This window comes from Staphylococcus condimenti (genome assembly GCF_001618885.1).
GTDB lineage: Bacteria > Bacillota > Bacilli > Staphylococcales > Staphylococcaceae > Staphylococcus > Staphylococcus condimenti.
This window is the reverse complement of the sequence record NZ_CP015114.1, coordinates 434,858-450,208: the sequence shown is the minus strand read 5'-3', so window position 1 is coordinate 450,208 and position 15,351 is coordinate 434,858. Positions and strand designations below refer to the sequence as shown.

Sequence of the window (15,351 nt, the reverse complement as noted above, 5' to 3'; positions counted from 1 at the left end):
ACACTGAAAAAACAAAAAATAGTAAGGTGTTTAGTTTACCCTACTATTTTCTAACGTATTATTTTCGATTGTGGCGATATAATCGCTCATGTCGTTCATCTGCTTTTCGTTCTTGTTTAGCTAAACGTTTTTCTAATCGTTTACGTCTCCAATTTCTTGTGAAATACCAAATAAGAAAGCTTTCAATTAAGCTGATGATTGCCATAAATGCGGCATATCCTAGTAATGGTTGGTACGTAATTTTTATAAAATTAGGGATAAAGAATGCCAATACTCCTAAAATGATAAATGTTGCAATTGCGGGAGCAACCCACTTTCCTAGTGCTAATCCGCAAAATGCTGTAAGTATAAGCACTATGACTACTGAAATCCACAAGAAATTCGGCATATCAAATATCGTCATAAAATTTCTCCTCTCATTATTATGAGAATTTAATGATTTTCTTTCTTTTTATTGTACCTTAATCTATATTAAATCAAAACTATATAGCAATTGGCGCGAGATGCTTTCATAGTTTGCATGTTGTATACTTTAATTATATTTAATTCTAAATTGCAGGAGGAATGCAAAATGAGTCAAGGATTACCATTAAGAAAAGATATTCCTGAGCAAGAAAAATGGGATTTGTCTGATCTGTTTGTATCAGATGAGGCATTTTATCAGACTTTAAATGATGTATTAGAAACTACAGAGCAATTTAAAGATAGATACTCTGGACAACTTGAAACTGTTGAAAATGTAAAAGCGGCTTTACCTGAGTTAAGTGAAATTCTTATTCAAATAGATCGTCTCGGCAATTTTGCAGAGATGCGTTATAGTGTTGATACTACTGATGAAGCTGGACAAAAATTGAGTGCGAAATTAAGTACTTCTTATGGAAAGATTGCAAGCAGACTTGCTTTTGTTGAATCTGAAATTTTAGCTTTGTCCGATGATCAACTTGATCAGTTAATTGCAGAAACACCTTATCCGCACTATTTAAAAAAATTGAAAAAACGTAAACCGCATCAACTTTCGTATGAAGTAGAAAAAACGTTAGCAGCCCTTTCTCCTACATTCAGTGCTGCTTATGATATGTATGGTATCACTAAGATGTTGGATATTCATTTTGAAGCATTTGAAGTGGATGAGCAACAATATCCATTAGATTATGCGACGTTTGAAAATGAGTATGAGGATAATCCGAATACAGAGTTCAGACGTAAAAGTTTCCGCTTTTTCAGTGATGCATTACGTAAATATCAAAACACGACTGCTGCGATTTATAATGCACATGTGCAACAAGAAAAAATTGAAGCGGATTTAAGAGGTTATGATTCTGTAATTGATTATTTATTAGAAGAACAAGAAGTAACGCGTGAAATGTATGATCGTCAAATCGATGTTATTATGAGCGAACTAGCACCTATTATGCAGCGCTATGCAACTCTATTGAAGGAAGTTCACGGTCTTGAAAAAATGAAATTTGAAGACTTGAAGGTTTCTATTGATCCTTCTTATGAACCAGAAATTTCTGTTGAAGATTCTAAACAGTATATTTTTAATGCGTTGAAAGTACTTGGCGATGATTACTTGCAAATGGTACAAGACGCTTATGAAGACCGTTGGATTGATTTTGCTCAAAATAAAGGTAAAGAAACAGGTGCTTATTGTGCAAGTCCGTTTGCTTCACACAGTTTTGTATTTATTTCTTGGACTGGAAAAATGAATGAAACTTTTGTTCTTGCACACGAGTTAGGTCATGCTGGACATTTCAACCTAGCACAAAGTCATCAAAACTTCCTTGAATCTGAAGCATCAATGTATTTTGTAGAAGCACCTTCAACAATGAATGAAATGTTAATGTCTAATTATTTATTCGAAACAAGTGATGATCCGAAATTTAAACGCTGGGTTATCGGTTCAATTATTTCACGTACTTATTATCATAATATGGTTACGCACTTATTAGAAGCAACCTATCAACGTGAAGTATATCGCTTGGTTGATCAAGGAGAATCATTAACAGCTTCTACGTTGAATGAAATCACAAGAAAAGTTTATCAAGATTTCTTTGGTGATGCTGTTGAAATTTCAGATGGTGCTGAATTAACTTGGATGCGTCAACCGCATTACTACATGGGCTTGTATTCTTATACGTATTCAGCAGGATTAACAATTGGTACGGTAATGTCTCAACGTATTAAAAATGAAGGTAAACCTGCTGTTGAAGATTGGTTGAATACCTTAAAAGCTGGCGGCAGCATGTCACCTGTTGACTTAGCAAAAACTGCGGGTATTGATATCACAACAGATGCGCCATTAAGAGAAACGATTTCTTATATTGGATCTTTAGTAGATGAATTAGAAGTACTTACTAAAGAAATTGAACAAGAAAACAACTAAATTATATAAACAAAAACGGGGTATCACCTTTATGGCGATATCCCGTTTCTTGTTTAAATATAAGATTCGTATGTTTCTCCTGTAATGTAGTAATAGATATTTTCAGCGATATTCGCAATATGATCGCCGATTCTTTCTAAGTGTCTGGCTGCTAGATGAGCTTGACCTGCTACAAAAGGATCATTATCAATCAGATAAGTTGTATTGACGATATCTTTGTATAAATCATCAATGTCTTTATCTCGTTCTATAATTTCTAAAATTAAAGTAACATCTTTATTTCTAAATGCAGTATCGAGGTCTTTCAACATTAATAATGATAAATCCCCCATTGTTTTTAAACGAGTCAGAATATAGTGGTCTGTAATTTTAACTCGTTTACGAATTTTAGCAATGCTTGCTGCATTATCTCCAATACGTTCAAATTCAGAGGCAATTTTTAAAGCTGCAATCATCATTCTTAAGTCAGTCGCAATAGGTTGTTGTTTCGTAATCAGCATAATTACTTTTTCATTGATTTCATCTTCTAATTGGTTAATATCTAAATCACGTTTAATGACTTGACGAGCATAGTTGCGATCCTCTTTACTTAGTGAAGCTACAGCACATTCAATACTGTAATACACTTTGAGTCCGAGGTTACGCAAGTCTTTGATTAAGTCTTTTAATTGCTCTTCATAATGTTGACGAATAACTGTCATTAACCGAAACGTCCTGAGATGTAGTCTTCTGTTTGTTTATCTGAAGGATTAGAGAAGAGCTTATCAGTGTCGTCATATTCATTTACGTAACCATTTAAGAAGAATGCTGTTTTGTCTGAAACACGAGCTGCCTGTTGCATGTTATGAGTTACCATGATGATTGAGTATTGTTCTTTTAATTCTTGAACTAATTCCTCAACTTTTAATGTTGAAATTGGGTCAAGTGCTGATGTTGGTTCATCCATTAAGATAACATCTGGTTCAATTGCTAAGCATCTTGCGATACAAACACGTTGTTGTTGACCACCAGATAAACCATAAGCATTTTCATTTAATCTATCTTTCAATTCATCCCAAATTGCAGCACCGCGCAGTGATTTTTCAACGATTTGATCTAATGTTTTTTTATCTTTAATACCATGGATTTTAGGTCCGTATGTGATATTATCATAAATTGATTTTGGGAATGGGTTTGGTTGTTGGAAAACCATACCTACATTTGTACGTAATTTTTCAACAGATTGTTTTGAGCTGAAAATATCATTACCGCGATATAATATTTTACCTGCTGTTTTAACAGATGGTACTAATTCAACCATTCTGTTTAACGTTTTGATATAAGTTGATTTACCGCAACCTGAAGGTCCGATAATTGCTGTTACATTATTTTCTAAAATATCTAAATTGATATTTTTCAATGCATGATTTTCCCCGTACCATAAGTCTAAGTTTTGAGTAGAATAAACGACGTCTTTTTTAGCATCCTCTTGTTTTCTTTCTTGAGGTGTTTTTTCAGCTTGTCTTTCAACCTTGATTGGTTGGTCGTTTGTGTCTTGTCCTTTTTTATTTTTAACTGTTTCCATTGTTAAAACTCCTTTATGAAAAAGTAATCGTGAGTCTTATATTGACATGATTAATATTTTTTACTGAATTTGTTTCTTAAGAATATTGCTAAGCCGTTCATTGCAAGTAACAAAACTAATAGAACGATGATACCTGCTGATGCAACGTGTTGGAATGCCTCTTGAGGCATTTTCGCCCAGTTGTAAATTTGAATCGGCATTGCTTGGAATTGATCGAAAATACTGCTTGGTAAACGAAGTAAAATTGTTGGAATACCAATTAAAATTAATGGTGCTGTTTCACCTAAAGCACGTGATAATGAAAGGATGAAACCAGTTAAAATACCAGGCAATGCTGCAGGTAATACAATTTTATAAATCGTTTGCCATTTGTTTCCTCCAAGACCATATGATGCTTCACGTACTGATTTAGGTACTGCACGGATAGCTTCTTGGCTTGCTACGATAATTACCGGCAAGATTAGTAACGACATTGTTAAAGCTGCTGCTAGAACTGATTTTCCGAGCGATAAAGATTCGATACCCATGCCACGTACAAAAATCGTAAGACCTAAAAGTCCGAATACAACAGATGGAACGCCGGCTAAGTTTGAAATACTAATTTTGATGAAGCTTGTAAACGCATTATCATGTGCGTATTCTTCTAAATAAATTGCTGTACCTACACCTAAAATAATAGAGATAGGAATAATTGTAATCATCAACCATAATGTTCCGACGAATGCACCTTTAATACCAGCCATTTGCGGCATTGAAGATGAGAAATTAGTAAAGAACGATGGTTTTAAATATGGAACACCTTTTATTAGTGTGTCGAGTAATAATGTTGCTAAAACGAGTAATCCAATTAATGTACAACCAAAGAATACCCATTTAAGAATTTTGTTTTTTGTAATTCTACTAGAAATATTTTTTTCGACTTTATTTTGATCCACAAGTGCATGTGTTTCTTTTGGATTTGATGATGCTGTAGTCGCCATCTTAATACTCCTCTCTGAAACGTTTTGAAATCCATTGTGAAATTAAATTCATTACAAGTGTAAAGAGGAAGAGTGTGAACCCTACTGCATAAATACTGTAATAAATATCTGAACCGAACGTTGCGTCACCAGTTGCAACCTGAACAATATAACCTGTCATTGTTTGGATTGAACCCGTTAAGCTGAATGACGAATCTGGTGTACTACCAGCAGCTAATGATACAATCATTGTTTCACCAATTGCTCTTGAAATTGCAAGAACAATTGAAGCAACGATACCTGAAATTGCAGCAGGTAATACTACTTTTAATGACACTTCAAATTTTGTTGCACCTAAACCTAATGCACCTTCTCTGATTTTGTTTGGAACTGATGCCATAGCATCTTCACTCATACTTGTAATAAGTGGAATAATCATAACACCGACAACCAATCCTGGACTTATAGAGTTGAAACTTCCTAAATCTGGGAAAAGGTGTCTCAACGTTGGAGTTACAAACGTTAATGCAAAGAAACCGAAAACAATAGTTGGAATACCAGCTAAGATTTCTAAGATAGGTTTAATGATACTGCGCATACGCTTTGAAGCATATTCGCTTAAGTAAATTGCTGCGCCTAATCCAACAGGTACTGCAAAAATTGTTGCAATAAACGTTACTTTCAATGTACCTAAAATTAAGGCCCAAATTCCGTATTTCGGTGATGATGAGAATGGATTCCATTCTTTAGTGAATAAGAATTCAGTAAGTGAAACACGTGTAAAGAATGTGATTGTTTCAGTTAAGAGTGTGACTAAAATACCTATTGTAGTTAAGATTGAAATAATAGCGATTATAGCTAAAATGATAGGTACTAATTTATCACTTATCCCTCTTTTTTTCCTTTGGTTATTTGCGATCATCTCTCTGATAGATCCTTGAGATTTCATAATTCCCTTCTTCCTTCCCTTGGAATAATTAATAAGTTTTAATAGAGTTGTTTTTCAATGAAATAAGTACACCCGAGACACAGCTCGGGTGGACAAGTACATATGTGAAAGAGGTTTAAAGCCTCTAACTGCAAAGTGATGTTCAACTTGAGTGTTGCTGTGATTATTTAGTTAAATCTTTTAACTTTTTAAGTTGGTCATCATAGTCTTTTTTAGGAAGTGCTACATATCCAGCTTTTTCAGCTGATTTACCTTTATCTTCAAGTACAAACTTCATAAATGTATTAAATGCTTTGTTATCTTTTAGTTTTTTGTCGTTAGTGTAGATGTATAATGGACGACTTAAAGCGTATGAAGAATCTTGGATTGTTTTCTTAGTTGGTGCAATTGCTTTACCATCTTTACCTTTGATTTTAACTTCTTTCAACTTATCTTTATTTTGTTCGTAGAAGTTATAACCGAAGTAACCAATACCTTCTTTGTTGTTAGTAACAGATTGAACGATTACGTTAGTATCTGCATTTTTCTCAGCTTTGATATCACCTTTATCCATTACTTCTTCACTGAAGAAATCATAAGTACCATGAGATTGGTCAGGTGAGAATGCTTTGATTTCTTTTGAAGGATATTTAGGATTAACGTCTTTCCAAGTTTTAGCTTGTCCAGAGTAGATTTTTTTCAAATCATCAATTGTTAATTCTTTAACGAAATCATTGTCTTTGTTAACTGCGATTGTTACACCGTCTTGAGCGATCTTGAAGGCACTGAATTTAACATTTTTATCTTCCAATTTCTTTTTCTCTTCTGGTTTAATAGGACGTGATGCATTTGAGAAGTCTGTTTCGCCAGCGATGAATTTTTCGAATCCGCCACCAGTACCTGATGTTGCAGATGAAACTGTAATGTTTGGATATTTTTTATTAAATTTCTCATTTAAAATCTCGACAATTGGTCCTACAGTTGAAGAACCGTCACCTTTAACTTCTCCTTTAGCGTCACTTTCCTTGCTGTCTCCGCCGCCGTTACCGCCGTTGCCACATGCACCTAATAATAATGAAGCACCAATTACTGTAGTTCCTAATACTTGCCACTTTTTCATTGTAAGAAATCCTCCTAAAAATAAACATTTGAGCTTTGTGAATTTTTTGTTTGCTCAAGCTGTATGTAATTACTTTCAACTCATATATTACATGCGCTTTGTTAATTGAAAATAGAGGAATTGTAAATAAATCATTAATGGTAACAGTGAAATTATTTACAATCTTTACAAAGTTAACAATCGTATTTAAAACCCTGATATGACAACGTTTTAATAATGCTTTAATATTAAGTTCATAATTGCTCAATGGAAAATTAGTGAATATTTTTTTGGAAGATTTTAGAAAAAGATTTAGATGTGAGAAAAAATGAAGAGATTTTGTAGTATAAAATTTGATTTTGCTTTATTTTTTACAGCTGTGTTACAAATGAAAATAAAAAAACTAGGGCTAAACACCCTAGTTGATTAAATATTTGTATCTAATTAGTTATTCTCAGAAGCTGCAATAGCTTCCCCTTTTTTAGTTAAACGTATTTTACCAGTTTCGATATCAATAATTTTCTTTTTATAAAGATGGCCTATAGCGCGTTTGAATGAACCCTTGCTCATATTAAACACTTCTTTGATTGCTTCAGGACTCGATTTATCCCAAAATGGTAACTCTCCATCATATTCTACAAGTAAATCAAAAACAACTTGTCCATCATCATCAAGACGCTCATGAGCTAACGGTAAAAATGAACCATTTAATTCACCTTTCTCATTGTGACCGATGATACGTACTTCTACAAGTTCGCCTAATCTTGGTTCTGATTTACGTTCTGTTTCGTGAACGAAGATTTTATACCCATCTTTGGATAATAAGAAACTGCCCACTTTTAATACACGATACGGACGAGCTTCAATTATTTTGTTTTGTAACTCATCATTATGAACTGGAGTGAACATTTGACTGACTATTGTTTCAGAGGCTAATCGTGCAAACATTTGTTTTTCACTATCAATACGAAGTGTTGCCAAGACATAATCACCATTTTGCGGCCATAACGATTTTACTTTCGGTAGATCTTCCCAAGGAATTAATACCTCTCTCGGCAATCCGGCATCTACTTTAGCACCATCTCTGTCTGTTTTTAATACTTTTACATAATCATATTTACTTGTTGTAATATCAGGCATATTTTGTGTTGCGAAAAGTTCGCCTGAACGGTTTGGATAAATGAAGAAACTATACTCTTCACCAATTTCCAATTGATCATCTTCGTCAACTTCGGATTGATTTAATTTCACTTTTTCGCCGTTTGGGCCTTCCAATTCATAAGTAGAACCATTTAACCCTACAACTTTGAGAAATTCTATTGATCCGATAATATCATTATCTCTTATAGCCATATAAACTCCTTTGTCTTTCAGTATTAGAAATATTATAACATGAGTAAGTAATAGAATTACAGTTACAACAAAAATAGCATCACTTTTACTTTATTTACAATGAAGAAACACGTCAAAAACATAGTCCATCGAAAGAATTGCTTATCTGTGGTATAATTCATGCGTTAGAAATATCAATTAATGGAGGAAATTCATGTTACAAGTTACTGATGTGAGCTTGCGATTTGGTGATCGCAAATTATTTGAAGATGTAAATATCAAATTTACAGAAGGTAATTGCTATGGTTTAATCGGTGCAAATGGTGCTGGTAAATCTACATTTTTAAAAATACTTTCAGGCGAGTTAGATTCACAAACTGGTCATGTTTCTATGGGGAAAAATGAAAGATTAGCAATTTTAAAACAAGATCACTTTGCTTATGAAGACGAACGTGTTCTAGATGTTGTTATCAAAGGTCATGAACGTTTATTTGAAGTGATGAAAGAAAAAGATGAAATTTATATGAAACCAGATTTCAGCGATGAAGATGGTATTCGTGCTGCTGAACTTGAAGGCGAATTTGCAGAAATGAACGGTTGGAACGCTGAAGCCGATGCTGCTACACTTCTTTCTGGTTTGGGTATTCCTGCTGAATTGCATGATAAGAAAATGTCTGAACTTGAAAACAATCAAAAAATTAAAGTGTTATTAGCCCAAAGTTTATTCGGCGACCCAGATGTTTTATTACTGGATGAGCCTACTAACGGTTTAGATATTCCTGCAATCAGCTGGTTAGAAGATTTCTTAATCAATTTTGAAAACACAGTTATTGTTGTATCTCATGACCGTCATTTTTTAAATAATGTATGTACACATATTGCTGACTTAGATTTCGGCAAAATCCAAGTGTATGTCGGAAATTACGATTTCTGGTATCAATCAAGCCAACTAGCTCAAAAAATGGCGCAAGAACAAAATAAGAAAAAAGAAGAAAAGATTAAAGAATTGCAAGAGTTCGTTGCACGTTTCTCTGCTAACGCATCTAAATCTAAACAAGCAACAAGCCGTAAGAAACAATTAGAAAAAATTGAATTAGACGATATTCAACCTTCTTCACGTCGTTATCCATTTGTTAAATTTACACCAGAACGTGAAATTGGTAATGATTTATTATTCGTTGAAAATGTTTCTAAAACAATTGATGGCGAAAAAGTACTCGACAATATTTCATTTACAATGGATCCTAATGATAAAGCAGTTTTAGTCGGTGATAGCGAAATCGCTAAAACAACATTATTGAAAATTTTAGCTGGTGAAATGGAACCGGACGAAGGTACAGTTAAATGGGGTGTAACGACTTCACAAACATATTTCCCTAAAGATAACTCAGCTTATTTTGATGGTGTTGATATGACATTAGTTGATTGGTTACGCCAATATGCTCCTGAAGATGAGCAAACTGAAACATTCTTACGCGGCTTCTTAGGACGTATGCTATTTAGCGGCGAAGAAGTTAAGAAAAAAGCTAGTGTGTTATCTGGGGGCGAAAAAGTACGTTGTATGTTAAGTAAAATGATGCTTTCAAGTGCTAATGTACTTTTAATGGATGAACCTACAAACCACTTAGACTTAGAAAGTATTACTGCAGTGAATGATGGATTAAAATCATTTAAAGGTTCAATTATTTTCACGTCTCATGACTTTGAATTTATTAATACAATCGCAAATCGAGTGATTGATCTTAATCCAAAAGGTGCTGTTTCTAAAGAAATCAGTTATGAAGAATATCTTAAAGAAACTGGTGTGTTAAGTTAATTTATTCATTGATAAAGGTTGGGATTTAATTCCAACCTTTTTTCTATGTTTTAATGTTTTGATTTAGGTTATAATGTTTTTAGCAAGGTAAGGATGAATGCGAAATGTATATACGCCCTACTTTTGTAGTATTTACACATATTTAGTAAATAGGATTCAGAATTGAGGTTTTTTTCAGTAAATTTTTAAAAATCTTAAATTTCTGGTTTACATCTTAAATCTAACTATGTATAATGTGAGACATACTAATTGAATAACTATTTTGATGAGGCGCATCAATCATAAGTATTTGTCGTATTAACTGTCTGCTTACAGTCGGCAAAGAAAGGGTGAGATGCCGAAGTAATCATAAAGGCGAGTTATGGTTATTGGACTTTCAGGTTAAGAGCTAAAAGTCTGTCATTATTACCAAATAATGGAGTGCATCACTTGTATATAAAACTACGAGCAAGTTCGCATTCCGGACTTGCTTTTTTATATATGTGATTCTCCCCTATTTTCGAGGAGGACATTTAAGAAATGAAGAGAAGTGTTTTAAAATTCGGCGGTTCGTCGGTCAGTGATTTTACGAAAATTAGAAATATTGCTGAAATGCTGAAAAATAGAATAGAGAATGACGAACAATTAATTGTAGTGGTCAGCGCTATGGGGAAAACAACTGATCAACTCATGGAAAATGTTGCTGCATTAACAGCTGAACCAAAACAACAAGAACTTGCCCTATTACTTACAACTGGTGAGCAGCAAACAGTTTCATATCTGTCGATGATTTTAAATGACATTGGGGTCAATGCAAAAGCAATGACAGGTTATCAAGCCGGAATTAAAACAGTAGGTCATCATTTGAAAAGTAGAATCGCTGAAATCAATCCTGAAACATTTGATAAAGCTTTTGAAAAAAATGACGTTTTAGTTGTAGCAGGATTCCAAGGTATTAATGATGAGTTTGAAATTACAACATTAGGACGCGGCGGATCCGATACAACTGCTGTAGCCTTAGCGGCCGCAAACAATACACCTTGTGAAATCTATACTGATGTTGATGGTGTTTATGCAACAGACCCGCGTGTCTATAAAGATGCAAAACGACTCAGCGTTGTTTCTTATGAAGAAATGATGGAAATGAGCGCATTAGGTGCAGGTGTATTAGAAACTCGCAGTGTAGAGTTAGCAAATAATTACAACATTCCATTGTATTTAGGAAGAACATTATCAAATGTGAAAGGAACGTGGATTATGTCACAAACAGAAATTTTAGAAAAGAAAGCAGTAACCGGTGTTGCATTAGATACACATATGATGCACGTTACAATCAGCTATCCTCTTTCAGATAACCAATTAATGACAGATTTATTTTCAGAATTAGAAGAAGGACAAGTAAATGTTGATATGATTTCTCAAATCGTCAATCTAGATGGGCTGCAGCTTTCTTTCTCTATTAAAGATACTGACTTAACACAAATTAAAGGTATTTTAGAAAAATTGTCAGAAAGTTATAAAGCTTTAGATTATAAATTAAATGATGAATATGCAAAAATTTCTTTAATCGGTTCTGGTATGAGAGATATGTCTGGCGTAGCTTCAAAAGCATTTATAAGTCTTATTAATGCAGGCGTTCCTTTTTATCAAACGACGACATCAGAAATCAGTATTTCTTATGTTATTGATGCTAAAAATGGCGAACGTGCTGTTGAAGAATTGTATCAAACTTTTGATATTTAAATTTATCCGTTCTATAGCAACTCAGAAATTACAGTGGAAGCAAAACTTTTCCACCTTTAAATAATAAAATGGAGTGAAGTAAATATGGCAAAATTAGCAATCGTAGGTGCAACAGGTTTAGTAGGAAGAAAAATGTTAGAAACAGTAGATCGTAAAAATATCCCGTTTGATGAACTTGTATTATTTTCATCACCAAGATCTGCAGGCACTAAAGTTGAATTCCAAGGAGAAACATATACAGTTCAAGAATTAACAGATGAAGCGGCAAGCGAACATTTTGATTATGTATTAATGAGTGCTGGTGGCGGAACAAGCGCACACTTCTCCCCTATTTTTGAAGAAGCAGGTGCTATTGTTATTGATAATTCTAGCCAATGGAGAATGCATGATGATATTGATTTAGTTGTTCCTGAAGTAAATGAACCGAAGTTTACACGCGGTATCATTGCTAATCCTAACTGTTCAACAATTCAATCTGTAGTTCCATTAAAACCACTAGAAGATCAATTCGGATTAAAACGTGTAGCTTATACAACATATCAAGCTGTATCAGGTTCTGGTGTAGCAGGTAGAGAAGATTTATTAAATGGTGAAAAAGGTGAAGCGCCTAAAGCTTACCCTCACCCTATTTATAATAATGTCCTTCCTCATATTGATGTTTTCTTAGAAAACGGATATACAAAAGAAGAACAAAAAATGATTGATGAAACACGTAAAATTTTAAATTTACCAGAACTAAAAGTAACTGCTACATGTGTACGTGTACCAGTTCAAGATAGTCATAGTGTTGAAATGGATGTAACTTTAGACAAACCTGCCACTGTTAAAGAAATCCAAGAGTTATTTGAAAAAGATGACCGTGTTGTGCTTGTAGATAATCCTGAAAACAATGAGTATCCATTAGCGATTAATTCTACAGGTAAAGACGAAGTATTCGTTGGTCGTATCCGTAAAGATGATTCATTAGATAACACATTCCATATTTGGGTAACTTCAGACAATTTATTAAAAGGTGCAGCATTGAATACCGTTCAAATTCTAGAACAAGTTTTATCATTGAAAGGAGTTTCTTAATTATGAGTCGTTTATTTGAAGGAGTTGGAGTAGCTTTAACTACCCCATTCACTAATAATGAAATTGATTACGAAGCACTTGAAAAACATGTTGATTATTTATTGGATAATAATATTCAATCTATAATTGTAAATGGTACTACAGCTGAAAATCCTACATTATCCGATGAAGAAAAAGATGAAGTACTAAAAGCTGTTGTAAAACAAGTTGATGGACGTGTTCCTGTAATTGCAGGTACAGGTACGAATGCTACTAAAAAATCATTAGAAGCATCATTACGAGCAAAAGAAATCGGTGCAGATGCAATTATGCTTATTACACCATATTATAATAAAACGAGTCAACGCGGTTTGATCGCTCATTTTACTACAATCGCAGATGCGGTAGGTTTACCAGTTATCCTTTATAACGTACCTTCTCGTACTAATATGACAATTGATGTAGATACAATGGTTGAATTGGCTAAAAATCCATTTATTGTAGCAATCAAAGATGCAACAAATGACTTTGATTACCATAATAAATTGAAAGAGCGTTTAGATTTATCAGAGTTTTCATTGTATAGCGGTAATGATGATAATGTTGTACGTTATTTTGCTGAAGGCGGAAACGGCGTAATTTCAGTTGTTGCGAATGCGATACCTGGAGATTTCCAAGTGCTATATGAAAAAGCAAAACGTGGAGAAGCAATTGATAAAGACTTTGAACCAATCAGCAGATTATTGAATGCATTATCTGTAGACGTGAATCCTATTCCGATTAAAGCACTTACTGCAGTTGAAGGATTTGGGAATTATGAAGTACGTCTACCGCTAGTCACATTAGAATCATCTGATCGTAAACAATTAGAAGAAGCGTATGCAAAATATAAAGCAGGTGAACTATAATGAAGATTTTGTTAATCGGATATGGTGCAATGAACCAACGTGTAGCGCGTCTTGCTGAAGAACAAGGACATGAAATAGTAGGAATTATTGTTCCTGACAGAGATAACGACTACCCTTATCCAGCTTTTGCCCATATTAGTGAAGCTGAATCAGCAGATGTTGCGATTGATTTTTCAAACCCAGAATTATTGTTGCCACTTCTTGATGAAGACTTTGAATTGCCGCTTGTAGTTGCTACTACAGGCGAAAAAGAAAAAATTACTGAAAAACTTGAATCATTAAGTCATAAAATGCCTGTTTTCTTCAGTGCTAATATGAGTTACGGCATTCATGTTCTGACAAAATTATTAGAAGTAGCAGTTCCTCTTTTAGAAGGATATGATATCGAATTAATCGAAGCGCATCATAACAAAAAGGTAGATGCACCAAGTGGTACGCTTGTTAAATTGTATGATGTCATTAAAGAATTAAAGGATAATGTAAATCCTGTATATGATAGACATGAAAAAAATGAAAAAAGACAACCTGATGATATCGGAATCAGTGCGATTCGCGGCGGCACTATTGTGGGTGAACATGATGTGTTATTTGCAGGCGTTGACGAAACGATTGAATTAACACACCGTGCTCAATCCAAAGATATCTTTGCAAATGGTGCTTTAAAAGCTGCGGAACGATTGGTTGCAAAACCTAAAGGGTATTATACATTTGATAACATTAATAATTAATAACAGAGGAGATGGAATTTAAATGGTTAAAGATTTTTCAGCTGAGGAAATTATTCAATATATTAGTAATGCAAAGAAATCAACACCGCTTAAAGTATATGTAAATGGTGTATTAGGACAAGTTACCTTCCCTGACAATTTCAAAGTTTTTGGAAGCGAAAATTCAAAAGTGATTTTCTGTGAAGCTTCTGATTGGGAAGATTTCTATAATGACAATAAAAACTATATTGAAGAAGTAGAAATTGAAATGGATCGTCGTAATTCAGCTATTCCATTAAAAGATTTACGTAATACAAATGCACGTATTGAACCAGGTGCATTTATCAGAGAACATGCTGTAATCGAAGATGGTGCTGTAGTTATGATGGGTGCTACAATCAATATTGGTGCTGTTGTTGGAGAAGGCACAATGATTGATATGAATGCTACTTTAGGTGGACGTGCCACTACTGGTAAAAATGTCCACGTTGGCGCAGGTGCAGTGTTAGCTGGCGTAATTGAACCGCCAAGTGCCTCTCCTGTTATCATTGAAGATAATGTATTAATTGGTGCTAATGCAGTTATTCTTGAAGGTGTTAGAGTTGGAGAAGGCTCAATTGTAGCTGCAGGTGCAATTGTAACCCAAGATGTACCTGCCGGTGCTGTAGTTGCAGGTACACCTGCAAAAGTAATTAAACAAACTTCTGAAGTTGAAGACTCTAAACGTGAAATTGTTTCAGCATTACGTAAGTTGAATGACTAAGTGATTTATCACACTTATATAATTTTATGATTAATTAAAAAGGCGTATTGTGTGCGTTGTATAGAGTAGCACATACGCCTTTTATACATATTATAGTGAATAAAGGAAGGATAT

General features: G+C 34.0%; 14 protein-coding genes and 1 riboswitch. Of the genes, 7 read left to right on the top strand and 7 right to left on the bottom strand.

Annotated features, from left to right (window positions below; genetic code table 11):
- Positions 1 to 58: 58 nt before the first annotated feature.
- On the bottom strand, positions 59 to 403 hold the full coding sequence (locus A4G25_RS02340; RefSeq protein ID WP_047131124.1) for a hypothetical protein: 345 nt from the start codon (positions 401 to 403) through the stop codon (positions 59 to 61).
- Positions 404 to 571: 168 nt separating this feature from the next.
- On the opposite strand from A4G25_RS02340, the gene pepF reads away from it, so the two are divergent.
- A complete protein-coding gene (gene pepF / locus A4G25_RS02335) occupies positions 572 to 2,386 on the top strand; it encodes an oligoendopeptidase F (protein ID WP_047131123.1) in 1,815 nt (604 codons plus the stop codon).
- A 53-nt stretch (positions 2,387 to 2,439) separates the two neighbouring features.
- On the opposite strand, the gene phoU is transcribed toward pepF, so the two are convergent.
- From phoU to cvfB, 6 genes are all read right to left on the bottom strand, one after another.
- Positions 2,440 to 3,087 (bottom strand): phosphate signaling complex protein PhoU, encoded by a 648-nt coding sequence (phoU, locus tag A4G25_RS02330; RefSeq protein WP_047131122.1) that lies wholly within the window; start codon positions 3,085 to 3,087, stop codon positions 2,440 to 2,442.
- Positions 3,087 to 3,950 (bottom strand): phosphate ABC transporter ATP-binding protein PstB, encoded by an 864-nt coding sequence (gene pstB / locus A4G25_RS02325; RefSeq protein WP_047131121.1) that lies wholly within the window; start codon positions 3,948 to 3,950, stop codon positions 3,087 to 3,089. The genes phoU and pstB overlap by 1 nt, the downstream gene beginning before the upstream one ends.
- 50 nt (positions 3,951 to 4,000) lie before the next feature.
- A complete protein-coding gene (gene pstA, locus A4G25_RS02320; protein WP_047131120.1) occupies positions 4,001 to 4,930 on the bottom strand; it encodes a phosphate ABC transporter permease PstA in 930 nt (309 codons plus the stop codon).
- Position 4,931: 1 nt separating this feature from the next.
- The gene (pstC, locus tag A4G25_RS02315) at positions 4,932 to 5,831 is read right to left on the bottom strand and encodes a phosphate ABC transporter permease subunit PstC (RefSeq protein WP_371093614.1); all 900 of its coding nucleotides are present in this window, start codon (positions 5,829 to 5,831) and stop codon (positions 4,932 to 4,934) included.
- 190 nt (positions 5,832 to 6,021) lie between these two features.
- Positions 6,022 to 6,957, bottom strand: coding sequence for a PstS family phosphate ABC transporter substrate-binding protein (locus A4G25_RS02310; protein ID WP_047131118.1), 936 nt, complete (start codon positions 6,955 to 6,957; stop codon positions 6,022 to 6,024).
- Between the two features lie 423 nt (positions 6,958 to 7,380).
- Positions 7,381 to 8,289 (bottom strand): RNA-binding virulence regulatory protein CvfB, encoded by a 909-nt coding sequence (gene cvfB / locus A4G25_RS02305; RefSeq protein WP_047131117.1) that lies wholly within the window; start codon positions 8,287 to 8,289, stop codon positions 7,381 to 7,383.
- A 193-nt stretch (positions 8,290 to 8,482) separates the two neighbouring features.
- Here cvfB and A4G25_RS02300 point away from each other — a divergent pair, with 193 nt between their 5' ends.
- The 6 genes from A4G25_RS02300 to dapD all read left to right on the top strand — a co-directional run bounded on the left by A4G25_RS02300 (position 8,483) and on the right by dapD (position 15,237).
- On the top strand, positions 8,483 to 10,084 hold the full coding sequence (locus A4G25_RS02300; protein ID WP_047131116.1) for an ABC-F family ATP-binding cassette domain-containing protein: 1,602 nt from the start codon (positions 8,483 to 8,485) through the stop codon (positions 10,082 to 10,084).
- Positions 10,085 to 10,341: 257 nt separating this feature from the next.
- Positions 10,342 to 10,518, top strand: a riboswitch (Lysine riboswitch).
- Positions 10,519 to 10,603: 85 nt separating this feature from the next.
- On the top strand, positions 10,604 to 11,806 hold the full coding sequence (locus tag A4G25_RS02295; protein WP_047131115.1) for an aspartate kinase: 1,203 nt from the start codon (positions 10,604 to 10,606) through the stop codon (positions 11,804 to 11,806).
- 84 nt (positions 11,807 to 11,890) lie between these two features.
- The gene (locus A4G25_RS02290) at positions 11,891 to 12,880 is read left to right on the top strand and encodes an aspartate-semialdehyde dehydrogenase (protein WP_047131114.1); all 990 of its coding nucleotides are present in this window, start codon (positions 11,891 to 11,893) and stop codon (positions 12,878 to 12,880) included.
- A 2-nt stretch (positions 12,881 to 12,882) separates the two neighbouring features.
- Positions 12,883 to 13,767, top strand: coding sequence for a 4-hydroxy-tetrahydrodipicolinate synthase (gene dapA, locus A4G25_RS02285; protein ID WP_047131113.1), 885 nt, complete (start codon positions 12,883 to 12,885; stop codon positions 13,765 to 13,767).
- Positions 13,767 to 14,495 (top strand): 4-hydroxy-tetrahydrodipicolinate reductase, encoded by a 729-nt coding sequence (dapB, locus tag A4G25_RS02280; protein WP_047131112.1) that lies wholly within the window; start codon positions 13,767 to 13,769, stop codon positions 14,493 to 14,495. Before dapA ends, dapB begins: the two co-directional genes overlap by 1 nt.
- Positions 14,496 to 14,517: 22 nt before the next feature.
- Positions 14,518 to 15,237 carry a 2,3,4,5-tetrahydropyridine-2,6-dicarboxylate N-acetyltransferase gene (dapD, locus tag A4G25_RS02275; protein WP_047131111.1) on the top strand — a complete coding sequence of 240 codons (720 nt, stop codon included), beginning with the start codon at positions 14,518 to 14,520 and terminating at the stop codon, positions 15,235 to 15,237.
- The last annotated feature ends 114 nt before the right edge of the window (positions 15,238 to 15,351 follow it).

What these genes read in the sequence shown, in the direction of transcription:
- dapA (WP_047131113.1), top strand. Translation starts at nt 12,883, where the DNA reads ATGAGTCGTTTATTTGAAGGAGTTGGAGTAGCTTTAACTACCCCATTC.
- A4G25_RS02300 (WP_047131116.1), top strand. Translation starts at nt 8,483, where the DNA reads ATGTTACAAGTTACTGATGTGAGCTTGCGATTTGGTGATCGCAAATTA.
- pstC (WP_371093614.1), bottom strand. Translation starts at nt 5,831, where the DNA reads ATGATCGCAAATAACCAAAGGAAAAAAAGAGGGATAAGTGATAAATTA.
- phoU (WP_047131122.1), bottom strand. Translation starts at nt 3,087, where the DNA reads ATGACAGTTATTCGTCAACATTATGAAGAGCAATTAAAAGACTTAATC.
- pepF (WP_047131123.1), top strand. Translation starts at nt 572, where the DNA reads ATGAGTCAAGGATTACCATTAAGAAAAGATATTCCTGAGCAAGAAAAA.
- A4G25_RS02310 (WP_047131118.1), bottom strand. Translation starts at nt 6,957, where the DNA reads ATGAAAAAGTGGCAAGTATTAGGAACTACAGTAATTGGTGCTTCATTA.
- pstA (WP_047131120.1), bottom strand. Translation starts at nt 4,930, where the DNA reads ATGGCGACTACAGCATCATCAAATCCAAAAGAAACACATGCACTTGTG.
- A4G25_RS02290 (WP_047131114.1), top strand. Translation starts at nt 11,891, where the DNA reads ATGGCAAAATTAGCAATCGTAGGTGCAACAGGTTTAGTAGGAAGAAAA.
- dapD (WP_047131111.1), top strand. Translation starts at nt 14,518, where the DNA reads ATGGTTAAAGATTTTTCAGCTGAGGAAATTATTCAATATATTAGTAAT.
- cvfB (WP_047131117.1), bottom strand. Translation starts at nt 8,289, where the DNA reads ATGGCTATAAGAGATAATGATATTATCGGATCAATAGAATTTCTCAAA.
- A4G25_RS02340 (WP_047131124.1), bottom strand. Translation starts at nt 403, where the DNA reads ATGACGATATTTGATATGCCGAATTTCTTGTGGATTTCAGTAGTCATA.
- A4G25_RS02295 (WP_047131115.1), top strand. Translation starts at nt 10,604, where the DNA reads ATGAAGAGAAGTGTTTTAAAATTCGGCGGTTCGTCGGTCAGTGATTTT.
- dapB (WP_047131112.1), top strand. Translation starts at nt 13,767, where the DNA reads ATGAAGATTTTGTTAATCGGATATGGTGCAATGAACCAACGTGTAGCG.
- pstB (WP_047131121.1), bottom strand. Translation starts at nt 3,950, where the DNA reads ATGGAAACAGTTAAAAATAAAAAAGGACAAGACACAAACGACCAACCA.